Genomic DNA, 21,427 nt, shown 5'->3' with positions numbered 1-21,427 from the left:
GTCGCGGGATCAGCCCAGGTCGGGCTCGGTGCGCAGGTCGAGTTCGGGCGACCCGGCCCGGTCCAGCTCCAGGATCACCACCTCGTTCGCGCCCGCCCGCAGCAGCGGCCCCGGCACGTACAGCGTGCGCTGCGGCCCCCGGTCCCAGTAGCGGCCGAGCAGGAACCCGTTCACCCACACGTACCCCTTGCCCCATCCGGGCAGGGCCAGGAACCCGTCGCCGGGCTCGGCCGCCTGGAGCTCGCCCCGGAAGAAGGCGGGCACCGGCGTGTCCGTCCCGGCCCCGTACGGCAGGTCGGGCAGTTCGTCCAGCGGGATGGGCGTGGCCGTCACGCCGTGCAGGTACTGCCGGTCGTGCATGAGCGGCGCCATCAGGCCCTTGCGCTCGCCGAGCAGGGGCCCGTAGTTCGCCCGGCCCATCGACTCCACCAGCAGCTCCACCGTGGCGGGGCCGGGCACCTCCAGCTCCGGCTCCCCGCCGTCGCGCTCCAGCACCGCCGTCAGCTCGCCGTCCACGTACAGGTGGGCTCGGTCGCGCACGTCACCGACCCGCAGCCGGTACGGTCGGCGCGGCCCGGGGATCTCCGTCCGGTAGAGCGCCAGGCCATGGACGAGGCCGAGTTCCTCGAACGAGGGTGGCAGGGCTGAGGTGACGGGAGATCCCGCCACCTTGCCGAGGACGTCGCGCAGCCGTACGGACTCGGTCAGCGGCACCGTCGCCGGCGGGAGCGCGGGCGGCAGGGCGGGCACCTCCGGCGGCGCGGGGTTGTAGCGGGACAGCACTTCGCGGAAGCGCCAGAACTTCTCCGTGGGCGCGCCGCGCTCGTCGATCGGGGCGTCGTAGTCGTAGGACGTGACCGTCGGCCGGTATTCACCGCTGGCCAGCTCGCCGACCCGGTTGGCGCCGGCGCCGGTGCCGAAGTTGGTGCCGCCGTGCGCCATGTAGAGGTTCACCGACGCGCCGGCGGCCAGGATCCGCTCCAGGACGTCGGCCGCGTCCGCGGGGTCGCGCGTGACGTGCTCCTGGCCCCAGTGGTCGAACCAGCCGCACCAGAACTCCATGCACATCAGCGGGTCGCCGGGCCGGTGCTCGCGCAGCTTGGCGAAGGCCTGCTCGGGGCCGGAGCCGAAGTTCACGGTCGCCAGCACGCCGGGGATGGTGCCGCCGGTCAGGAAGAAGTCGTCGGCGCCGTCGGAGGTGAACAGCGGCACCTCGATCCCGTGCCCGATCAGGTCGTCGGCCAGGTGGCGCAGGTAGACGGCGTCGCTGCCGTACGAGCCGTACTCGTTCTCGACCTGCACCATGATCACATTGCCGCCCTTGGTGACCTGGCGTTCGGCGATCAGCGGGATGACCTCGTCGAAGAAGCGCTCGACGCGGGCCAGGTATTCGGCGTCCCGGGTGCGCACCCGGGGGCCGAGCTCGGCGGTCAGCCACGAGGGGAGGCCGCCGTTGTCCCACTCGGCGCAGATGTACGGTCCCGGCCTGACGATGGCCAGCAGGTCGGCGGCGGCCGCGGCGTCGAGGAAGGCGGCCAGCTCGTCCAGCCGCCGGAACTCGCCCTCGCGGGGCTCGTGCAGGTCCCACGGCACGTAGGTCTCCACCGTGTTGAGTCCCATGGCCCGCAGCATCCTCAGCCGGTGGTCCCACTGCTCGGGCAGGACGCGGAAGTAGTGCAGGGCGCCCGACAGCACCCGGAACTCCTCGCCGTCGAGCCGGAACGCGCCCCCGCTTACCGTGAAATGTCGCATATTGCCCCTTGGGATAGTATTCCGCGCGGAGCAGTCTGCTGATTCCCCAGCTCAGCGGCCATGGACAAACCCGGTTGACGTGTTGGACGGAAGGGCGAGCGGTTGGCCGAGGAGTTCCGGAGCTGGATGCGCTACCTCACCCCGGCCCCCGCGCACCGCAGGCTCGGCCTGGTCTGCCTGGGTGCCGGCCACCTGGAGGGCAGGCTGCCCACGGTCGGCCCGCGCGCCCTCGACCACCACGTCGCCGTCGTCGTCACCCGCGGCACGGGCTGGTTCTCCTCCGGCGAGAGCGAGCCGGTCGAGGTCGTGGCACCGTCCGTGCTGTGGCTGCTGCCCGGCGTCCGGCATCACTACGCGCCCCATGAGACCGGCTGGGCGGAGTGGTTCGTGGACTTCGCCGGGCCCGCCGCCACCGCCTACCAGGACCTCGGCTTCATCGACGCCGCCGCGCCCGTCACCCCGCTGACCACCGCCGAGCCCGCCGTGCACGTCATCGGCCGGATCGCGCACGCCATCCGCAGGGGCAGCCCCTACCTGGAGGTGGAGACGTCCGCGCTGGTGCACGAGGTCCTGGTCGCGCTCCGGCAGTCCAGGGCCGACGAGGACGCCTCGGGCAACCCGGTGCTGGCGCGGCTGGCCAGGGACGCCTGCCTGCCCGTGCCCGTCGCCGAGCACGCCAGGCGTCTCGGCATGCCGGTGAGCGACCTGCGCGCGGTGGTGCGCCGCCTCGCCGGCTGCAGCCCCAAGGAGTATCTGCTGTCGGTCAGGCTCAACCGGGCCAAGGAGTTCCTCGCCGGCTCGGAGCTGCCGATCGCCGCCATCGCCCGGCGGGTCGGGTACGACGATCCCGCCTACTTCACGAGGATCTTCACCCGCAGGACGGGCCTGCCGCCGAGCGAGTTCCGCGCCCAGCAGCACACCCTCCCGCCCACCGTGAACACGGACTCGACCTCCACCTGACAGGTTCTGTACGACGGCTCAAGGGCTTCACCGGACTTCACCCCTTCCCTAACAAGATCGCGCGATGTAGGGTCAGGCCGTTGCCGAAAGAAAGTTTCACCCACGGAGGGTCGATGGGCAAGAAGCTTCACCTGCTGGCAGTTCCGATCGCGGCCGTCGCCATGGCCGCCCTCACCACCCTTCCCGCGCAGGCCGCCACCGGCTATGACCGGTGCCTGCCGGGCAACTACTGCATGTTCTCCGGCCTCGACGGCACGGGAGACATCATCCAGATCACCGCCAACACCGCCGACCTGGCCGCGCTGGGCATGGCGAACCGCGCCAACTCCGACTGGAACCGGACGAGCTCCCGCGTCCACCTGTACTCCGACGCGAACTACGGCGGCTGCACGGCCGTCACCAGCGCCGGCTCCAAGGGCAACTTCTTCGTCACCTACCGCGAGTTCTTCGAGTCGGTCCGCATCGGCGGCCCCAACGGCCCGTCCTGCGGCACCCCGCCCGGCGAGGGCTGAGGAATCCCCCCGGCGGCCTGACACCGGGGTCAGGCCGTCCGGCCGGGGCCGCCGATCAGCGGATGAAGCGGTCGACGTAGTCGGCGCCGAGCCCCACCTCGGCGTAGTGGCGGCGGGCGTTTTCGATCTTGGAGAAGACGTCCTCCACCCCTGTGGGATTGCCGTCGGGGTCGACGTAGATGTACGCGCCCGTGACGTGGAACAGCGTCCGCATCTCCGCCACGCCGTCGGGGACCTCCAGGGTGTGGATGTCGCCCGGCGGCTCGAAGGCGTAGCTGCCCTGCTCGGCCCACCAGTCGTGCTCCAGATAGTGCCAGCGGCCGCGGAGCGTGATGGCGTGGACCGGACCGGCGTGGCGGTGCCGCGAGAGGATGCCTGACTTCCTGACCCGGAGGATGTTGACGAAGTAGCCCTGGCTCGGGCTGAACAGCAGCGGCCTGAAGGTCACGTCGGGCGCCTGCGGCACCCAGAGCCGCTCGTCGCACTCGACGTCCAGCGCGCCCAGCTCGACGAGGTCGTCCAGGGTGTTCGGCAGGAGCGGGCCCCGGTAGGGGATCGCGGCCTCGTCGCGGATCCTGTCGGCGGTCGGAGTCTCCGTCATGACGGTCGGTCCTTTCTCGATCGGCGCAGGCGGGAACGCCGCCGGTGCCCCGTGGACGGAGCCGGCGCCGGAGGGGTCGTGCTTATCGGTGTGTGTCGGACGGCAGCGGCTTGCCCCACCAGGCGGCGGGACGGGCCCAGCCCAGGTCGCGCGAGGCGCGCTCGGCGGCCTCGACGGTGAGCTCGGCCAGCCGGTTGGCGGGATCGAGGATCACGTCGCGCAGGCCGCTCACGGACAGGGCGCCTTCAAGCTCGTTGCGGAAGTTGAACACCGGGGCGCCGACGGCGGCGATGCCCGGCGTCACGTTCTGGTCGGAGATGGCGTAGCCGCGCTGGCGCGTGGCCTTGACCTCTTCGTTGATCTCGGCCGCGGTGGACCCGTCCTTCGAGCCGTTCTCCGCGAAGTCGAGCAGCCACTCGCGGTAGACGTCCTCGGGCGAGAACGCCAGGATCGCCATCGGCCCCGCGCCGAGGTGGAGCGGCATGGCCCCGCCCAGTTGCAGGGCCAGGCTCTGCACCCGGCGGCCGTCGAGGCGCTCCACGCAGACGGCGTCGAGGCCGCGCCGGATGCACAGGAAGACCGTCTCACCGATCTCGTCGTGGAGGTGCTGCATGTGCGGCAGGGCGGCCCTGCGCACGTCCATCCGGCGGACCGCGCCGGAGCCGAGACGGAACAGGTGCAAGCCGATCCCCCACTGACCGCGGGTGCCGGACTCGACCCAGCCGAGGGCGGCGAGGTTGCGCAGCAGCCGGTGGATGGTGCTGCGCGGCTCCCCCAGGGTCTCGGCGAGCTCCGCCGCGCTGACCCACTCGCGCTGGGCGAGGATCTCCAGGATGGCGGACGCCTTGTCGAGCAGACCGACCGGCTCCCCGTCGCTGGTGGAGGGAGTGCTTGGCGAAGCCTGTCCTCTCATGGAACAACCCTATCTTGGCAGTCGCGTGACGATAGTCGGATCAATGATCGGGAAACGTGCCCTCTCGATGGAAGGTCCCGTCGACCGTGATGCCGCCGTCGACGGGCAGCACCACTCCGGTCACGAACGCCGCCTGGGGGGAGACCAGGAAGGCCACGGCGTCGGCCACCTCCTCCGGCCTGCCGAACCTGCCCAGAGGCGTGCGCCGCAGCAGGATCTCCTCGTCGAGGACGCCCGTGACCAGCCCGGAGCGGAACATGTCGGTGTCCATGTAACCCGGCGCCACCGCGTTGACCCGGATGCCGCGCCCGCCCCACTCCACCGCCAGCACCCGGGTGAGCCCCGAGACGCCGGTCTTGGCCGTGGTGTACGCGAGCCGCAGCGGCAGGCCGAAGGTCGACCCCACGGAGGCCAGGTTGACGATCGCGGCCCGGGGGCTGCGCTCCAGCAGCGGGAAAGCGGCGCGGGAGCAGCGCATCGCGCCGCCGAGGTGGACGTCGAGCTCCCTCATGAAGCTCTCGGTCGGGAAGCCCTCGGCCGCCGCCCGCGTGATCACGCCGGCGTTGTTGATCAGCGCGTCCAGCCGCCCGAAGCGGGAGCGCACCTCCTCCAGCAACCGCTCGACGCTGTCGTCGTCGGTGACGTCGGCGCGCAGCCCGACGGCCACGCCTCCCGCCCCGGCCACCGCGTCGGCCGCGGCCGCGGCGCCTTCGCCGTTCAGGTCGGCGATCACCAGGTCGAAGCCGTCGGCGGCGAGCTTGGCCGCGATGGCGGCGCCCAGCCCCCGGGCGGCGCCCGTGACGAGCGCGACGGGTCGGTCAGCGGACATCGGCGGCGATCCTTCCCGACTTCAGGAACAGGCGGGCCTCTTCGGCGATGCCGGGCCCGTCCAGGCGGTAGTGGCGGTAGAGATGGGTCGGCGGGCCGATGAGGGCGTACTCGTCGCGGATGCCGTGGCGCAGCAGGGGCACGCCGATCCCGTGGTCGGTGAGCGTCTCGGCGACCGCGCCGCCGAGCCCGCCGTGGACGTTGTGCTCCTCGACCGTCATCAGCGCGCGTGACTGCCCGGCGGCGGCCCGGATGGCGGCCACGTCCAGCGGTTTGATCGTGTGCAGGTCGATCACGCCCACGCTGTGGCCCTCGGCGCGCAGCTCCTGCGCCGCCACCAGCGACGGATGCACGGTCGTGCCGGTGGCGATGATGGTGAGGTCGTCGCCGGTGCCGTGCACGATCGCCCGCCCCGGCCGGATCCGCTCGTCGCCCGGCTCGTACACGAGCGGCTCGCGACCGCGGCCCATCCGGAAGTAGACGGGCAGCGGGTGGTCGGCGTACGCCTTCAGCAGGGCGCCCATCGCCACGTGGTCGGCCGGCGCGACGACCGTCATGTTCGCGATCGAACGCATGATCGCGATGTCCTCGGTCGCGTGGTGCGAGGTGCCGTAGAAGCCGAAGGTGATGCCCGAGTGGTGGCCGATGAGCCGGACCGGCTGCTGGGTGTAGGCGATGTCGGTGCGGATCTGCTCGCAGCACAGCAGCGCCAGGAAGGAGGCGAAGCCGGTGACGTACGGCCGCAGGCCGGTGGTGGCCAGGCCGGCGGCGACGGACACCGAGTTCTGCTCGCTCACGCCCAGCTGCAGGTAGCGGTCGGGATGGCGCTCGCGGAAGGCCCACAGTCCGTTGGAGTACGACAGGTCGGGGGTGAGCACGACGACCGGCTCGCCGTCGTCGACCAGGGCGCCCAGCTGCTCTCCGAGCGCGAGCAGCCCCGGCGACTTGAGCAGCATGCTGGGGATGTGCCAGGAGCCCTCCGCGAGCGGCTGCCCGTCGGCCCCGCGGGGGACGAGGCTGTCGGTGTTCAGGTTCACTTCTCGTCCTTCAGTTCCCGGATGACCGCGGCCTCGTCCTGCTCGGCGAGCCAGCCCAGATGCCAGCCGAAGTCACGTTCCATGAAGCCCACGCCCTTGCCCTTGACGGTGTGCGCGATGACGGCCGTGGGCTTGGCGGGCGCGCCGTCGCGGATGCGCAGCAGGGTGTCGAGCAGCGCCGGCACGTCGTGGCCGTCGACCTCCACGACGTCCCAGCCGAAGGCCCGCCAGCGGTCGGCAAGCGGCTCGATCGTGATGATGTCGTCGACCTTGCCGTCGAGGCAGTAGCCGTTGCGGTCGACGATCGCGACCAGGTTGCCGACGCCGTAGTGGCCGGCCGCCGCGGCGGCCTCCCAGATCTGGCCCTCGTGCAGCTCGCCGTCGCCGAGCAGGGCGTAGACGTTGAAGTCACGCCCGGTCATGCGGGCGCCGAGCGCCATGCCGAGGCCGACGGAGAGGTTGTGGCCCAGCGAGCCGGAGCTGAAGTCGCAGCCGGGCACCTTGGTCATGTCGGGGTGGTCGCCGAGCGGGTTGCCGAGGCGCGTGTAACCGTCGAGCAGCTCGGGGTCGAAGAACCCGTGGTCGGCCAGGATCGGGTAGAGCCCGACGGCGGCGTGGCCCTTGCCCATGACGAAGCGGTCGCGGTCCATCCAGTCAGGATCTCCGCGCCGCAGGCGCAGCACCCCGTAGTAGAGGGTCGCGAGGATCTCCGCGCACGAGAACGTCGACGAATAGTGACCCGTCTTCGCGATCGAGATCAGGCGGACGGTCTCAAGCCGGACGAACTGGGCGCGCTCGCGGATCCGCTCGACCACCTCCGATGAGGTCGTGAGGGAGGCGCCTTCACTTGCGGGCATGCAGTCGATTCCTTTTCCATGAGGTCAGACCATCGGCGTAGCCATCCAGAGCTGCCTGGTCCCACTATGAACGATGACCAAGACTCAGTCAATGACACATACTCTCAAGAAGTGAGAGAAGACAACGAGTACGTCTCATTCAGCGAATGTGTGTCCTACTCATTGACATAACACGTTCTGGTTGCAACGCTCTCGTCATCGCCCCGACTCACGGAGGGAACACCATGGAGGCGCTGGTCTACGCCGGTCCCGGCGCGGTCGAGATCCGCGACGTGCCCGAGCCCGAGCCTGGCCCGGGCGAGGTCGTCGTGGAGACCGGCCACGTCGGCGTCTGCGGCACCGACCACCTCCTGGTCCGCGGCGGCCTGGCCCGTGTCCGGCCGGGGGTGGTGATCGGCCACGAGATGGCCGGCCGCGCCGTCGGCGGGGATCTGGCCCTGGCCGGGCTCCGTCAGGGCGACCCGGTCGCGGTCGAGCCGCTCATCAGCTGCGGCGCCTGCCGCACCTGCCGCCGGGGACACCGGCACATCTGCGAGACGCTCGGGCTGTACGGCATCGACCGCGACGGCGGAGCGGCGAGCCGCGTCGTGGTCGCGGCCGACCGTCTGCACCGGCTGCCGGACGGCGTCCCGCCCCGCGTCGCCGCGCTCGCCGAGCCGCTCTCGGTGGCGGTCCACATGGTCTCCCGCGCCGGCGTGACGGTCGGCGACGTCGTCATGATCTTCGGCGGCGGCCCCATCGGCGCGCTCCTGGGCCTGGTGGCCCGGCTGTCCGGCGCCGCCGCGGTGCTGGTCGCCGAGCCGCGCGCGGACCGGCGCGCTCTGCTGGCGGAGCTCGGCATGACCGTCACCGACCCGCTCGCGGCCGACGTGGCCTCCTGGTGCGCGCGCCGCGCGCCCGGCGGGGTGGACGTGAGCTTCGAGGTGTCGGGCGCCGACTCCTCGTACGCGGCAGCGGTCGAGGTCACCAGGCCCCGGGGCACCGTCCTCGTGGGCGCGCTCACCGACAGGCCGGCCCGGGTGCCCATGTCCCAGGTGATGTTCAAGGAGCAGCGGCTGGTGGGCTCCCGCGTCTACACCGGCGACCACATGGCCCGCGCCGTCAGCTTCATGGGGACCGCGGGGCTGCCCTTGGAAGCGCTGGTCAGCGACGTGGTGCCGCTCCGCGAGGCGCCCGCGCGCGTCTTCGGCGACGGGCCCGCGGGCCTGATGAAGACCCTGATCACGGCGGGGGACCCGGCATGACCACGCTCGTGGCGGGCGCCTCGGGCGTCATCGGGCAGGCCGCCGTCGAACGCCTCCTGGCCGACGGGACCGACGTGGTCGCCCTGTCGCGGCGGCCCCCCGACGTCGACCCCCACCCCCGGCTCCGGCACGTCGCCGTCGACCTGACGGACGCCGCCGCGTGCCGGGACGTCCTCGGGCGGCTGCCGGACGTGACGCACGTCGTCTACGCGGCGCTGTTCGAGAAGCCGGGGCTCATGGCCGGTTGGCTGCAAGAGGATCAGATGCGGACCAACCTGGCCATGCTCACGAACCTCGTCGAAGCGCTCGTCCAGGCGCCCCGGCCGGCCCTGCGCCACGTGAGCCTCATGCAGGGCGCCAAGGCGTACGGCGGCCACGTCCACCCGCCCCGCAGGATCCCGTCCCGCGAGCGGGAGCCGCGCGACCCGCACCCGAACTTCTACTGGCTGCAGGAGGACCACCTCCGGCAGGCCGCCGCCCTGCACGGCTTCGAGATCACGATCTTCCGCCCGCAGATGCTGGTCGGCGGCGCCACCGGTTCGGCGATGAACGTGGTCCCCGTGATCGGCGTCTACGCGGCGCTGTGCGCGCGGCTGGGCCTCCCCTTCGGCTTCCCCGGCGGGCGGTCGTACGTGTGGGAGGCGGTCGACGCGCGCATCGTGGCCTCGGCCCTGTCATGGGCCCGCTCGTCGCCCGCCGCCTGGGGAGAGACCTTCAACATCACGAACGGCGACGTCTTCGAGTGGCGCGACCTGTGGCCCGCCCTCGCGGACGAGCTCGGCGTGGAGCCGGCGGACGACCTGCCCCGGTCGCTCGCGGACTTCCTGCCCCGGCACGAACAGGTCTGGGCGGAGATCGTCCGTGAACACAGGCTGCGCCCGACTCCTTTGCCGGCCTTACTCGGCGAGTCCCATCACTACGCGGACAAGTGCTTCGCGTACGGGTCGTCAGAGCCGATGCCGCCGAAGTTCCTGAGCACGGTCAAGCTGCGTCAGGCGGGGTTCCACGACTGCGTGGACACCGAGGACTCCTTCCGCCATTGGCTCGCTCACCTGCGCAAACGCCATATCTTGCCGATGTAACACCCTTGAAATCCGATTCTCACTCTGATGTCATGTGTCCACTGAGTTGGACAAACACCTCTAGCAAACGGTCCACGTCCCGCCCAGCGCTACGTCGGGATCGGATGCGACGCCATCTCTTCGTACGACTCCATGAGACAGGAGAAGACGTGATCGCTCAGTCGACCCGTCGGTTCAGCAGGATCCGCTCGATCGCCGCCGTGGGCGCCCTGGCGGCCGTGGTGGCCGCGTGCGGCTCCACCCCCGCCGCCGACCAGTCGGGCGCGCCCGCCGAGGGCGAGCCTTTCAAGGTGGGCATCGTCGCCCTGGACGCGACGCAGATCACGGCGCTCAACGAGCGCACCGCCGCCCAGAAGAAGATGAAGGAGATCGGCTGGGAGGCCACGGAGATCAACTCCGACGGCGACCCCGCCAAGGCCATCTCCGCGATGCAGAACCTCGTGCAGAGCGGCGTCAACGCCATCATCGTGCAGACCTACACCCCCGACCAGCTGTCCGCCGGCCTCGCCGCCGCGAAGGCCGCCGACATCCCGGTCTTCTCGACCGCGGGCGGGCTGGCCGGCGGCGGGGAGGCGGGCGCGGTCGAGCTCGTGGCCGCGGCCAACGTCAACGACAAGGTCGTCGAGGCGGTCAAGGACAAGCCGAAGGTGGAGCTCCTCCAGCTGCGCTACACCCCCGGCGCCCCGTGCCGGTCCAGGGCCGAGGACCTCGACGCCAAGCTCGAAGGGCTGTCCAACGTCAACGTCACCCGCCAGGAAGTGAAGATCCCCGGCGGCGAGCAGTCGGCGCAGGAGGCCACCTCCGCCTGGCTGCAGGCGCACCCTGACGACGGGCAGACGGAGTTCGTGATCTGGCCGTGCTTCTCCGAGGCCGCCATCGGCGCCGTGTCCGCCGAGAAGCAGGCCGGCCGCGGCCCCTACACGCTCTACACCTGGGACATCTCGAAGCCCGCGATCCAGGCCATCCAGGACGGCTACGCGACCGGCGTGCTGTGGATCCAGGTCGACAAGGCCGGCGAGCAGATCGTGGAGATGATCCAGGACTGGCGTGACTCCGCCGGATCGTGGCAGGTCAAGGACGTGACCGCGCCGAGCGTCCTGCTGACCAAGGACAACATCGAGCAGACGCTCCAGGAGAACCCGGGTCTCCTCGACTGACGGACAGGAACCACCACACCAAGGCCTGACGAGGGAGGCGAGTCACACGTGAAGGCGACAGAGCACGCGGCCGCGCGGGCGGCAGGAAACGATCCGGCGCCCCTGCTGTCGGTGCGGGGCGCGGTGAAGAACTACGGCCTCGTCCAGGCCCTGCGTGGGGCCGACCTCACCGTCCAGCGCGGCGAGGTGCACGGGCTGCTCGGCGCCAACGGCGCCGGGAAGTCCACCCTGGTCAAGATCCTCGCCGGCCTCGCCAGGCCGGACGAGGGCGCCTTCGAGCTGGGCGGCACTCCGTTCCGCCCGGCGAACATCCGCGAGGCGGCGGCGGCCGGCGTGCGCCTGGCCCACCAGGAGCTCGCCATCGTCCCGGCGCTCTCCGTGCGGCAGAACCTCCACCTCGGCCGCTACCTCCACCCCGAGCTGGCCGGCGCCAAGGACCGCGAGCGCGCGTACGAGGAACTGTTCGCCGAATGGGGGCTGGACCTCTCGCTGGACGCCGTCATGCGGGACCTGTCCCCCGCCCATCAGGCGACCGTGGCGCTGGCCAAGACGCTGGTCGGCGACGGGCGCCTGCTCATCCTCGACGAGCCGACCGCCTCGCTCGGCCCGAAGGAGGTGAGCGGGCTGTTCTCCATCATCCGCCGCCGCGTCGAGGCCGGCGCGGGCGTCATCTTCGTGAGCCACCGGCTGGGCGAGGTCAGCCGGCTCTGCGACGCCATCACCGTGCTGCGCAACGGCCAGCGGGTGCACGACGGCCCGATCGAGGGCGTCGACGAGCACGCGCTCGCCGACCTCATCGCCCACGACGCGGGCGGTGACCGGCGCCGCGCCGAACGCACCACGACGGCCCCGGCCGCCCAGGTCAGGAAGAGCGCGAGCCCCGACGGGCCGCTGCTCTCGGTCCGCGGCCTGCAGTTGCAGAGCCGGGTGGCGGACGTCTCGTTCGAGGTGAACCCCGGCGAGATCGTCGGCATCGCGGGCCTCGTCGGCGCCGGCCGGACCGAGGTGCTGGAGTCGCTGGTCGGGCTCCGCCGGATCGTCTCCGGCGAGCTCCGCCTCGACGGCCAGGCCTACCAGCCCCGCGACCCGGCCAGAGCGCTGAAGCAGGGCGTCGTCCTGGTGCCGGAGGAACGCCTGGCCCAGGCGATCTTCACCCAGCGGGACATCGTCTTCAACTTCTCCAGCTCCCGGCTGCGCACGCTGGGCGCCGGGCCGGGAGGCATGGTGAGCAGGCGGTCCCGCTACCGGGAGTCCGCTCAGCGGCTCGCCGAGTCGCTGCGGCTCAAAGCGGGCTCGCTGAACGACTCGATCATGTCGCTCAGCGGCGGCAACCAGCAGAAGGTGGTGCTCGGCCGGGCGACCGTCGACGGCCTGCGCCTGCTCCTGCTGGACGAGCCCACCCGCGGCGTGGACGTCGGGGCGCGCTACGACTTCCAGCAGATGGTGCGCGGCCTCGCCGACCAGGGCGTCGGCGTCGTCTACGTCTCCTCCGAGCTGGCCGAGCTGGAGTACTGCGACCGCATCGTGGTCATGGTCGAGGGCCGCGCCACGGTGCAGTTCGACAACCACGACGGGTTCGACGAGGACGAGCTGACCCGCCTCTGCTTCCTGCGCGCCGACGCCGCCGGCGAGCAGGCATAGAAGACCAACCAGGAGAGTCCATGAACACCGTGCGTCACACAGCGGCCGGAGGGCAGGCAGCCGTCCCGCCACCCGGCCCGCATCAGGCTGAGCAGGCGGCGGGCGCGAGCTCGTTGACGCTGAAGGCCGTCAAGTTCCTCGGCCGTTACGGCACGCTGCTCGTCCTCGTCCTGCTCGTGCTCGTCTTCTCCTTCCTGGACGGCAGCCGCTTCCTGTCGTTCACCAACTTCCAGAACATCCTCCTGCAGTCGACGATCTCGGTCGTGATCGCGCTCGGGCTCACGGTGGTGCTGGTCGTGGGCGAGTTCGACCTGAGCATCGGCTACACGGCCAGCCTCGCCGGGGTGCTCACCGCGGGCCTGTACGCGGGCTCGGCCGGGGGCAAGCTCGGCGCCATCGGGCTGGTGCTCGCCGTGGGGGCGCTGATCGGCCTGGTCAACGGCCTGATCGTGACCAAGCTCGGGGTCAACGCGCTGGTCGGGACACTGGGCATAGGCAGCGTCGTCATGGGCGCCACCTACATCGTCACCGCCGGCGTGCCGCAGAGCCTGGACGCATCCGGCATGGACCTGATCCAGGTCTACCTGGGCAAGCTCGGCCCGATCCCGTGGCCGATCGTCATCCTCTTCGTGATCGCCGGGGTGCTCTGGCTGGTGCTCAACCGCACCTCGCTCGGCCTGGAGTGGCAGGCCGTCGGCGGCAACAGGACCGCCGCCGAGCTGAGCGGCATCCGGGTGCACCGGGTGGTCATCTTCGCGTTCGTGATGTGCGGCGTGCTGGCCGCCGCCGGCGGCGTGCTGATCACGGCGAACGTCGGCAGCGGGCAGATCGCGGGCGGCCAGGGCTACCTGCTGTCGTCGTTCGCGGCGGCCTTCCTCGGCTCCGCCTGCCTGCGCGACGGCGAGTTCCACGTCGTCGGCACCGTCATCGGCGTGGTCACCGTGGCCGTCGGCTTCAACGGCATGGCCATCCACGGCGTGTCGACGTCCGCGCAGTTCATCTTCCAGGGTCTGCTGCTCATCGCGGCCGTCGGCATGAGCACCAGCGCCCGGCGGATGGTGTCCGGAAGGAGAGTGGGCCACTGATGAGCGTTCCCGCAGGACGCAGGCTGATCGTCGGCATCGACAAGGGGACGACCGTCACCAAGGCGGCCGTCTTCGACGAGACCGGCAACGAGCTGGCCCGCGCGGCCCGCTTCATCCAGGCGCTCAGCCCTCGCCGGGGCTGGCACGAGGAAGATCCGCAGGTCAGTCTGCGCAGCACGATGGACGCGGTGGCCGAGGCCGTCGCCGCGCTGCCCGGCCGCGCCGCCGACATCGCCGCGGTGAGCGTGTCCGGCCACATGACCGGCGCCTGGCTGCTCGACGAGGCGGGCCGGCCGGTGCGCAACGCGATCGCCTGGCCGGACGCGCGCACGCTGGACATGCTGACGGCTTTCGAGGCGAGCCCGCCGTACGAGGAGTACCTCGACATCTCGGCCACCAGCGCGCTGCCCGGCATGACGATGCTCCTCCTCGGGCACCTGGCCAGGCACGAGCCGGAGGTGATCGCCAGGACCCGTTACTTCGCCTGCGCCAAGGACTACGTCCAGTCGTTCCTGACCGGGCGGATCGTCACCGACCCGACCGACGTGTCCCTGATGCCCGGCGACATCGCCACCGGCCGCATCTCGCCGCGGCTCATGGAGCTGGTCGGGGCGGAGGCGTTCCTCTCCCGGGCGCCCGAGGTGCGCCCGTCCGGGGAGATCATCGGCACGGTCACCCGGGAGGCGTCCCTTGCCACCGGCATCCCCGAGGGCACGCCGGTCGCCAACGGGCTGGGCGACGCCATCTCCGCCATGCTCGGCACCGGTGTCGTCATGCCCGGCCAGGCCGTCTCGGTCCTGGGCACGAGCTGGCTGAACCAGCTGGTCACCAGATACCTGGACGACGACCTGCGCGGGGTCGGCTGGGTGTACCCGTCGCCCGACGGCGAGCACTGGATCCGCTGCCTGGCCCACACCGCGGGGGCGGGCACGTTCGACTGGGCCGTGCGCACGTTCTGCCGCGACCTCACGACCGGCGGCGACTCCGACTTCGCCGCCGTCGAGGCCGAGGCGCTGGCGTCGGAGGAGGCCGGCCACGGGCTCACGTTCCTGCCGTACCTCTCCCCCGCCGGGGTGCAGGCGCCCTTCAAGGACGGCAACGTACGCGGGGTGATGCTCGGCCTGGAGCACAGCTCGACCCGGGGCGACATCCTGCGCGCCGTCTACGAGGGCCAGGTGTACGCCGCGATGGACTGCTACCGGCGGCAGAGCGACGACCTGAGCCTGCTCAGGCTGACCGGCGGCGGCGCGCGCAGCCGGGTGTGGCGGCAGACCTTCAGCAACGCACTCCAGGTGCCGGTGGAACTGGTGACGACCAGCGAGTCGGCCGCGCTCGGCGTCGCCATCCTCGCGTCGGTGAACGTCGGCATCTGGAAGGACCTGGAGACCGCGGTGTCGGAGATGGTCCGCACCGTGGGCCGGGTCGAGCCCGACCCCGCCCTGGCGGAGCCGCACCGGGAGGCGTTCGACCGCTTCCTCCGCGCCCAGGCGGCCGCCCGCGAGCTGTTCGCCGGCTTCGGCCGCGCAGGCACCCAAGGAGAGGACTGATCGTGTACACCGCAGAACCGGCCGGGCTGGTCCGCACGGTGCTCGGCGACGTGTCGCCGGACACCCTGGGAGCGATGCTCATCCACGAGCACCTGCTCACGGCGCCGCCGGCCTACGCCGTCCACCAGGACCCCGACCTGGAGTTCGGCACGCCGGCGGGCGCCGAGGCCGAGGTCGCCGACCTCGTCGCGGCCGGCGGCGGCGGACTGGTCGAGCTCACCACGGCCGACTACGGCCGCGACGTCACCGCCGCACTGGCCGCCGCCAGGGCCACCGGTGCCCGCATCGTCCAGAGCACCGGTCTGCAGAAGGGCATCTACTACCCGGCCGGCACGTCCAGGCGGACGAGCGAGGAGCTGGCCGCGGGCTTCGTCGGCGACATCGTGACCGGGTTCGGCCCGGAGAACACCCGGGCCGGCGCCATCAAGGCCGGCACCTGCTCCACCGAGGAGCTGTGGGACGTGGAGCGCAAGGTCCTCACAGCGGCGGCACTCGCCGCCAAGGAGACCGGGGCGCCGATCCTGACCCACACCCAGGCGGGCCGGCTCGGCCACCAGCAGCTCGACGTCTTCGAGGCCGCCGGGCTCGACCTGGGGCAGGTGTGCGTCGGCCACCTCGACCGCAACCTCGAAGCCGACTACCTCGTCTCACTGGCCCGCCGCGGCGCCTGGCTCGGCCTCGACCAGTGGACCAAGGACAAGTACGGCCACGACGCCGACCGGGCCGCGATGGTCCGGCGGCTCGTGGACGCCGGCCACACCCGGGTGATGGTCTCCGGCGATCTCGGCCGCGGCTCCTACCAGCGGGCCTACGGCGGCTCGCCCGGACTCGGCGCCTGCCTCGACGCCATCAGGAAGGCCCTGGGCGACGAGCTGGCCGAGCTGACCCTCGTGGCCAACCCCGCCAGGTTCCTCGCCTTCAGGGAGGTCGCCCGATGACCCGGGCCGTGCTCTTCGACCTCGACGGCACGCTCGTCGACTCCCGTCCCGCGATCCTGGACTGCTACCGGGCGGCGCTCGCGCCCCTGCCCGGCGGCTGGGAGTCCCTGCTGGCGCTCGGTCTCGGCCGGATGATGCGCTGGCGGATGCGCGAGGTGATGGCGGAGGTCGCGGGCGAGCGCGCCGCCGAGTGCGAGTCCCGGTACGAGCGCCACTACCTGGAGGAGGGGCACCGGAAGGTCACCCTCTACCCGGGCGCGGCCGACATGCTCGACGCGCTGCGCGGGCAGGGGCTGCGGCTCGGCATCGTGACGAACAAGGGCCGGGTGCGGACCGAGCACGACCTGCGCACCGTGCACGGCGCCCGTGACCTGCTGCCGCTGTTCGACGTGGTGGTCACCACCGAGGACACCGTCGAGCGCAAGCCGTCGCCCGAGCCGATCCTGCACGGCCTGCGCCGCGCGGGATGGGCGGCCGGCGACTGCGCCTACGTGGGCGACGGCCCGCACGACGCCGAGGCGGCCGTCGCGGCCGGCACCGGGTTCGTCGGCGCGGGCTGGGGCTACTACCCGGAGGAGCTCTCGGCGGCCCGGCCCGCGCTGGCGGTCGCCGCCGCCCCGGGTGATCTGGCCGGGCTCCTGCCCGGCCGCCGGTGAGGAGAGCCATGGCACCGTTCACGTTCACCCCCCTCACGCCGTCCGCCTTCCTGGAACGGTCCGGGACCGTCTTCCGCGACCGGATCGCGGTGATCGACGGGACCAGGCGGTTCACGTACGGGGAGTTCCTCGATCGGGCGCGGCGGCTCACCGGGGCGCTGGCGGACCTCGGCGTCGGGCCCGGCGACCGGGTGGCGGCGCTCTGCGTCAACAGCCACGTGATGCTGGAGCTGCACAACGGGGTGCCGATGCGCGGCGCGGTGCTGGTGCCGCTCAACATCCGGCTGTCCGCCGGGGAGCTGGCCCACATCGTCGAGCACTCCGGCGCGCGCGTCCTGGTCGCGACGGCCGAGCTGGCCGTACGGGCCCGCGAGGTCGCCGCGGCGACCGGGGTCCGGCTCGTGGTGGCGGACGGCCCGGAGGACGCGTACGAACGGCTGCTCGCCGCCGCCGAGCCCAGGCCCGTGGCCTGCGAGGACGAGCGCGGGCTGCTGGCGATCAACTACACCAGCGGCACGACCGGCCTGCCCAAGGGGGTCATGTACCACCACCGGGGCGCCTACCTGCAGACGCTGGCCATGGCGTTCCACGCCGGGCTCGGCCCCGCCAGCGCCTACCTGTGGACGCTGCCGATGTTCCACTGCGACGGCTGGTGCTTCACCTGGGCCGTCACGGCGGCCGGCGGCACCCACGTCTGCCTGCGGGCCGTCGACCCGGCCGAGATCTGGCGGCTGCTGCGCGAGGAGGACGTCTCCCACTTCAGCGCCGCGCCGACTGTACTGACCATGATCGCCAACGCGCCCGAGGCGCGGGCCGGAGAGCCGCTCGCGCACACCGTGCGGGTGCAGACGGGCGGCGCGCCGCCGACCCCCACCCTGCTCGCCCGCATGGCCGGACTGCGCATGGAGGTCACCCACCTGTACGGGCTCACCGAGACGTTCGGGCCGGTGGCCGTCAACCAGTGGCAGCCGCAGTGGGACGCGCTGCCCGCCCGCGAGCAGGCCGAGCTGAAGGCCCGCCAGGGCGTCGGCAACGTGATCGCGGAGCGGGTCCGCGTCCTGGACGGGTCCGGCGCGGACGTGCCGGCCGACGGCGAGACCGTGGGCGAGATCGTGGTCCGGGGCAACGACGCGATGCTCGGCTACTACCGCGACGAGCGAGCCACCGCCGAGGTGGACGCCGGCGGCTGGCTGCGCACCGGCGACCTGGCCGTCCGGCACCCCGACGGCTATCTGGAGATCCGCGACCGGTCGAAGGACATCATCATCTCCGGCGGCGAGAACATCGCCTCCGTCGAGGTGGAGCGGGTCCTCGACGGTCACCCGGACGTGCTGGAGTCGGCCGTCGTCGGCGTGCCCGACGAGAAGTGGGGGCAGGTGCCGGTCGCCTTCGTCGCGCTCAGGCCGGAGGCGGGCCCGGTGAGCGAGGACGACATCGTGGCGTACGTGCGCGAGCGGATCGCCCGCTTCAAGGCGCCCCGGAAAGTGATCTTCGGGGAGCTGCCCAAGACGTCGACGGGAAAGATCCAGAAGAACGTCCTCCGCGCGAGCGGGGAGCGTCTGTGAGTTCAGTCATGCCGAAAGGTGGATCACGTGTCCATTGAGCTGTCGCACGACCCCCGGGTCGTGGATCTCGCGGAGCGGACGGCGCGGTTCGTCCGCGAGGTGGTCGTGCCCGAGGAGGAGCGGCACGGCGGGGTCGCCGCCGCGGGCGGGGAGGAGCTGCGGCTGCGGTTGCAGGCCGCGGCCAGGCAGGCCGGGCTGTTCGCGCCGCACGTCTCACCCGAGTACGGCGGGCACGGCCTGGACATGCGCGGCCGGGCGGCGGTCTTCGAGGAGGCGGGCTGGTCGCTGTTCGGGCCGCTCGCACTCAACGTCGCGGCGCCGGACGAGGGCAACATGCACTTGCTGGAAGCCGTGGCGAGCGACGCCCAGAAGGAGCGCTACCTGCGGCCGCTGGCCACGGGCGAGGTGCGTTCGTGCTTCGCGATGACCGAGCCGGCGCCCGGCGCGGGCTCCGACCCGGCCGCGCTGACCACCCGCGCCACCAAGGTCTCCGGCGGCTGGCGGATCGACGGCCGCAAGTGGTTCATCACCGGCGCCGACGGGGCCGCGTTCGCCATCTGCATGGCCCGCACCAGCGGCGAGCCGGGTGACCGGGGCGGGGCGACGATGTTCCTGGTCGAGGCGGACAACCCGGGCATGAAGGTGGTCCGGCACATCGACACGCTGGACGAGAGCCTGTACGGCGGACACTGCGAGATGGTGTTCGACGACTGCGTGGTGCCGGACGAGGCGGTGCTCGGCGAGGTGGACGAGGGGTACGCCTACGCGCAGGTGCGTCTCGGCCCGGCGCGGATGACCCACTGCATGCGCTGGCTGGGCATCGCCAGGCGGGCGCAGCACATCGCGCTGTCGCGGGCCGACGAGCGGCGGCTCTTCGGGTCCCGGCTGGGCGACCTGGGCATGGTGCAGGGGATGATCGCCGACTCGGAGATCGACATCGCGGCGGCGCGGGCGCTGACGCTGCAGGCGTGCTGGGAGCTGGACCAGGGCCGCTCGGGCGCGCAGTCCACCTCGATCGCCAAGACGTTCACGGCCGAGGCGGTGTGGCGGGTGGTGGACCGGGCGGTGCAGATCTGCGGGTCCCTCGGCATCTCCGGTGACATCCTGCTGGGCCGGTTCCTGCGTGAGGTGCGGCCGTTCCGCATCTACGACGGCCCGTCGGAGACCCACCGGTGGGCCATCGCCCGCCGCGCGCTGCGCCGGAACGCCCAGGCATGACCACCGCCGTGGAAGGTCTCGACCTGGCCCGCCTGGAGCGGTACGTGCACGGGCACGTGCCGGGAGCGGCCGGCCCGCTCACCGCCGAACTCGTGCACGGCGGCCGGTCCAACCTCACCTACCTGATCACCGACGGCAGGCACGCCTGGGTGCTGCGCCGGCCGCCGCTCGGCGGCCTCACCCCGTCGGCCCACGACATGGCCCGCGAGTACCGCGTGGTCGAGGCCCTGCACGGCACCGGGGTGCCGGTCGCCGCGCCGGTGGCGCTGTGCACCGACGAGTCGGTGCTGGGCTGCTCCTTCTCCCTGGTCGAGTACGTGCCGGGGGAAGTGGTCAGGACCCGCGAGGACCTCGACGACCATGACGCGGCCGAGCTGGCCACCTGCGCCTACCGGCTGGTCGACGTGCTCGCCGACCTGCACGCCGTCCCGTACGCGGAGGTGGGTCTGGGGGACTTCGGCCGGCCCGAGGGGTTCCTGGCCCGGCAGGTCCGGCGCTGGCACGACCAGTGGCGGCGGGTGATGACGCGGGACCTCGACGACATCGAGACCCTGCACGCCCGGCTGGCCGCGTCCGTCCCCGCCGAGAGCGGCGCCGCGATCGTGCACGGTGACTTCCGGCTGGACAACGCCATCCTCGACCCCAGAAACCTGGGCACCGTGCGGGCGCTGGTCGACTGGGAGATGGCCACGATCGGCGACCCGCTCGCCGACCTCGGCCTGCACCTGGTCTACCGTGACCCGGCGTTCGAGCCGGTGCTGGGCGGCTCGGCGGCCTCGGTCAGCGACCGGCTGCCCGGCGCCGGTGACCTCGCGGAGCGGTACGCGGCGGCGTCCGGGCGCGATCTGGGGCGGCTCCCGTTCTATCTGGGGCTGGGCTACTTCAAGATCGCGGTGATCGCCGAGGGCATCCATGCCCGGCATCGGAACGGGCTCACGGTCGGACGCGGGTTCGACACGGTGGGCGAGGCGGTCCCGCTCCTGGCCGCGGCCGGGCTGCGCGCGCTGAAGGAGAGCGTTCTCCCATGACCCCGACGACCCCGACGACCCCGACCACCCCGGCGACTCCGGCGGTTCCGGCTGCCAGGCCCGCGGCGCTGGTGACCGGCGCCTCCCGGGGCATCGGCCTCGCCATCGCCGAGCGCCTCGCCGCCGCCGGGCACGACCTGACCATCTGCGCCCGCGGCGGCGACGCGCTCGCCGCCGCGGGTGAACGGCTCGCCGCGCTCGGGGCCGCCGTACGCGCCGAGCCCGCCGACATGGCGGCCGAGGACGACGTGCGGCGGCTCGCCGGGGCGCACGCCGACGCCTACGGGCGGCTGGACGTGCTGGTGGTCGCGGCCGGGGTCGGCACGGCCGGGCCGGTGGACACCGCACCCCTGCACCGGTTCGACAAGCAGTTCGCGGTCAACGTGCGGGCCCCGTACACGCTGGTGCAGGCGCTGCTGCCGACGCTCAGGGCGACCGCGGCGACGCGGCCGGACCAGGGCGTGAAGATCATCATGTTGTCGTCGCTCACCGGGGTCTTCCCCGAGCCCGGCCTGGCCGCGTACGGGGCGTCGAAGGCGGCCCTCATCTCGCTGTGCCGGTCGCTGAACGCCGAACTGTCCGCCGACGGCATCACGGCCACCGCGATCTGCCCCGGTTACGTCGACACCGACATGTCCGCGTGGGTGCACGACCGGATCGGCCCCGATGACATGATCCGCACGGCGGACGTGGCCGAGCTGGCGATGAGTCTGACACGGCTCTCCCCCAGGGCCGTCGTGTCCGAACTGGTGATCACCAGGCCAGGGGGACAGCTTCACCGGGCATGAGAAGATTCGTCCGTTATC

20 protein-coding genes are annotated in these 21,427 nt (G+C 72.2%); 14 read left to right on the top strand and 6 right to left on the bottom strand.

What is annotated here, in order from left to right:
* Window positions 1–9: 9 nt before the first annotated feature.
* Complete coding sequence (locus ACGFI7_RS20535; RefSeq protein WP_393406569.1) at window positions 10–1,752, bottom strand: beta-galactosidase family protein; 1,743 nt, start codon at window positions 1,750–1,752, stop codon at window positions 10–12.
* A 102-nt stretch (window positions 1,753–1,854) separates the two neighbouring features.
* Between ACGFI7_RS20535 and ACGFI7_RS20530 the strand changes: the two genes are divergently transcribed.
* Both ACGFI7_RS20530 and ACGFI7_RS20525 read left to right on the top strand, forming a co-directional pair.
* A complete protein-coding gene (locus tag ACGFI7_RS20530; RefSeq protein WP_393406566.1) occupies window positions 1,855–2,712 on the top strand; it encodes a helix-turn-helix domain-containing protein in 858 nt (285 codons plus the stop codon).
* A gap of 113 nt (window positions 2,713–2,825) precedes the next feature.
* Window positions 2,826–3,224 carry a peptidase inhibitor family I36 protein gene (locus ACGFI7_RS20525; RefSeq protein WP_393406563.1) on the top strand — a complete coding sequence of 133 codons (399 nt, stop codon included), beginning with the start codon at window positions 2,826–2,828 and terminating at the stop codon, window positions 3,222–3,224.
* A gap of 55 nt (window positions 3,225–3,279) precedes the next feature.
* Here ACGFI7_RS20525 and ACGFI7_RS20520 read toward each other — a convergent pair whose 3' ends face one another.
* The 5 genes from ACGFI7_RS20520 to ACGFI7_RS20500 form a co-directional block, all read right to left on the bottom strand.
* Window positions 3,280–3,825 (bottom strand): 2,4'-dihydroxyacetophenone dioxygenase family protein, encoded by a 546-nt coding sequence (locus tag ACGFI7_RS20520; protein WP_393406561.1) that lies wholly within the window; start codon window positions 3,823–3,825, stop codon window positions 3,280–3,282.
* Window positions 3,826–3,907: 82 nt separating this feature from the next.
* Window positions 3,908–4,738: an IclR family transcriptional regulator gene (locus ACGFI7_RS20515; RefSeq protein ID WP_393406558.1), complete on the bottom strand. Its 831-nt coding sequence runs from the start codon at window positions 4,736–4,738 to the stop codon at window positions 3,908–3,910.
* 40 nt (window positions 4,739–4,778) lie between these two features.
* Entirely contained in the window at window positions 4,779–5,567 is a 789-nt protein-coding gene (locus tag ACGFI7_RS20510) for an SDR family NAD(P)-dependent oxidoreductase (RefSeq protein WP_393406556.1), read from the bottom strand.
* Complete coding sequence (locus ACGFI7_RS20505; protein ID WP_393406553.1) at window positions 5,557–6,603, bottom strand: transketolase family protein; 1,047 nt, start codon at window positions 6,601–6,603, stop codon at window positions 5,557–5,559. The genes ACGFI7_RS20510 and ACGFI7_RS20505 overlap by 11 nt, the downstream gene beginning before the upstream one ends.
* The gene (locus ACGFI7_RS20500; protein ID WP_393406551.1) at window positions 6,600–7,460 is read right to left on the bottom strand and encodes a transketolase; all 861 of its coding nucleotides are present in this window, start codon (window positions 7,458–7,460) and stop codon (window positions 6,600–6,602) included. Before ACGFI7_RS20500 ends, ACGFI7_RS20505 begins: the two co-directional genes overlap by 4 nt.
* A 224-nt stretch (window positions 7,461–7,684) precedes the next feature.
* Here ACGFI7_RS20500 and ACGFI7_RS20495 point away from each other — a divergent pair, with 224 nt between their 5' ends.
* From ACGFI7_RS20495 to ACGFI7_RS20440, 12 genes are all read left to right on the top strand, one after another.
* Window positions 7,685–8,704: a zinc-binding dehydrogenase gene (locus tag ACGFI7_RS20495; RefSeq protein WP_393406549.1), complete on the top strand. Its 1,020-nt coding sequence runs from the start codon at window positions 7,685–7,687 to the stop codon at window positions 8,702–8,704.
* Window positions 8,701–9,786, top strand: a complete 1,086-nt coding sequence (locus ACGFI7_RS20490) for an SDR family oxidoreductase (protein WP_393406547.1) — start codon at window positions 8,701–8,703, stop codon at window positions 9,784–9,786. The genes ACGFI7_RS20495 and ACGFI7_RS20490 overlap by 4 nt, the downstream gene beginning before the upstream one ends.
* 149 nt (window positions 9,787–9,935) lie before the next feature.
* Window positions 9,936–10,943, top strand: a complete 1,008-nt coding sequence (locus ACGFI7_RS20485; protein ID WP_393406544.1) for a sugar ABC transporter substrate-binding protein — start codon at window positions 9,936–9,938, stop codon at window positions 10,941–10,943.
* A 48-nt stretch (window positions 10,944–10,991) separates the two neighbouring features.
* Window positions 10,992–12,584 carry a sugar ABC transporter ATP-binding protein gene (locus ACGFI7_RS20480; protein WP_393406541.1) on the top strand — a complete coding sequence of 531 codons (1,593 nt, stop codon included), beginning with the start codon at window positions 10,992–10,994 and terminating at the stop codon, window positions 12,582–12,584.
* 20 nt (window positions 12,585–12,604) lie between these two features.
* On the top strand, window positions 12,605–13,669 hold the full coding sequence (locus ACGFI7_RS20475) for an ABC transporter permease (protein WP_393406538.1): 1,065 nt from the start codon (window positions 12,605–12,607) through the stop codon (window positions 13,667–13,669).
* Window positions 13,669–15,216, top strand: coding sequence for an FGGY-family carbohydrate kinase (locus tag ACGFI7_RS20470; RefSeq protein WP_393406535.1), 1,548 nt, complete (start codon window positions 13,669–13,671; stop codon window positions 15,214–15,216). The genes ACGFI7_RS20475 and ACGFI7_RS20470 overlap by 1 nt, the downstream gene beginning before the upstream one ends.
* 2 nt (window positions 15,217–15,218) lie before the next feature.
* The gene (locus ACGFI7_RS20465; protein ID WP_393406534.1) at window positions 15,219–16,154 is read left to right on the top strand and encodes a phosphotriesterase; all 936 of its coding nucleotides are present in this window, start codon (window positions 15,219–15,221) and stop codon (window positions 16,152–16,154) included.
* Complete coding sequence (locus tag ACGFI7_RS20460; RefSeq protein ID WP_393406532.1) at window positions 16,151–16,810, top strand: HAD family hydrolase; 660 nt, start codon at window positions 16,151–16,153, stop codon at window positions 16,808–16,810. The genes ACGFI7_RS20465 and ACGFI7_RS20460 overlap by 4 nt, the downstream gene beginning before the upstream one ends.
* Window positions 16,811–16,818: 8 nt before the next feature.
* Complete coding sequence (locus tag ACGFI7_RS20455) at window positions 16,819–18,375, top strand: acyl--CoA ligase family protein (RefSeq protein ID WP_393406530.1); 1,557 nt, start codon at window positions 16,819–16,821, stop codon at window positions 18,373–18,375.
* Window positions 18,376–18,402: 27 nt separating this feature from the next.
* Window positions 18,403–19,593, top strand: a complete 1,191-nt coding sequence (locus tag ACGFI7_RS20450; RefSeq protein ID WP_393406528.1) for an acyl-CoA dehydrogenase family protein — start codon at window positions 18,403–18,405, stop codon at window positions 19,591–19,593.
* A complete protein-coding gene (locus ACGFI7_RS20445) occupies window positions 19,590–20,621 on the top strand; it encodes a phosphotransferase family protein (protein ID WP_393406526.1) in 1,032 nt (343 codons plus the stop codon). The genes ACGFI7_RS20450 and ACGFI7_RS20445 overlap by 4 nt, the downstream gene beginning before the upstream one ends.
* Window positions 20,618–21,409 carry an SDR family NAD(P)-dependent oxidoreductase gene (locus ACGFI7_RS20440; protein WP_393406524.1) on the top strand — a complete coding sequence of 264 codons (792 nt, stop codon included), beginning with the start codon at window positions 20,618–20,620 and terminating at the stop codon, window positions 21,407–21,409. The genes ACGFI7_RS20445 and ACGFI7_RS20440 overlap by 4 nt, the downstream gene beginning before the upstream one ends.
* Window positions 21,410–21,427: the final 18 nt, after the last annotated feature.

This window comes from Nonomuraea sp. NPDC048826 (assembly GCF_043198225.1).
Lineage (GTDB): Bacteria > Actinomycetota > Actinomycetes > Streptosporangiales > Streptosporangiaceae > Nonomuraea.
This window is presented reverse-complemented; position numbering and strand designations above follow the sequence as displayed.

Bases quoted from the DNA above. Each gene is read 5' to 3' on its own strand.
- ACGFI7_RS20515 (WP_393406558.1), bottom strand. From the start codon at position 4,738: ATGAGAGGACAGGCTTCGCCAAGCACTCCCTCCACCAGCGACGGGGAG.
- ACGFI7_RS20495 (WP_393406549.1), top strand. From the start codon at position 7,685: ATGGAGGCGCTGGTCTACGCCGGTCCCGGCGCGGTCGAGATCCGCGAC.
- ACGFI7_RS20520 (WP_393406561.1), bottom strand. From the start codon at position 3,825: ATGACGGAGACTCCGACCGCCGACAGGATCCGCGACGAGGCCGCGATC.
- ACGFI7_RS20460 (WP_393406532.1), top strand. From the start codon at position 16,151: ATGACCCGGGCCGTGCTCTTCGACCTCGACGGCACGCTCGTCGACTCC.
- ACGFI7_RS20475 (WP_393406538.1), top strand. From the start codon at position 12,605: ATGAACACCGTGCGTCACACAGCGGCCGGAGGGCAGGCAGCCGTCCCG.
- ACGFI7_RS20470 (WP_393406535.1), top strand. From the start codon at position 13,669: ATGAGCGTTCCCGCAGGACGCAGGCTGATCGTCGGCATCGACAAGGGG.
- ACGFI7_RS20500 (WP_393406551.1), bottom strand. From the start codon at position 7,460: ATGCCCGCAAGTGAAGGCGCCTCCCTCACGACCTCATCGGAGGTGGTC.
- ACGFI7_RS20440 (WP_393406524.1), top strand. From the start codon at position 20,618: ATGACCCCGACGACCCCGACGACCCCGACCACCCCGGCGACTCCGGCG.
- ACGFI7_RS20445 (WP_393406526.1), top strand. From the start codon at position 19,590: ATGACCACCGCCGTGGAAGGTCTCGACCTGGCCCGCCTGGAGCGGTAC.
- ACGFI7_RS20510 (WP_393406556.1), bottom strand. From the start codon at position 5,567: ATGTCCGCTGACCGACCCGTCGCGCTCGTCACGGGCGCCGCCCGGGGG.
- ACGFI7_RS20535 (WP_393406569.1), bottom strand. From the start codon at position 1,752: ATGCGACATTTCACGGTAAGCGGGGGCGCGTTCCGGCTCGACGGCGAG.
- ACGFI7_RS20490 (WP_393406547.1), top strand. From the start codon at position 8,701: ATGACCACGCTCGTGGCGGGCGCCTCGGGCGTCATCGGGCAGGCCGCC.
- ACGFI7_RS20525 (WP_393406563.1), top strand. From the start codon at position 2,826: ATGGGCAAGAAGCTTCACCTGCTGGCAGTTCCGATCGCGGCCGTCGCC.
- ACGFI7_RS20455 (WP_393406530.1), top strand. From the start codon at position 16,819: ATGGCACCGTTCACGTTCACCCCCCTCACGCCGTCCGCCTTCCTGGAA.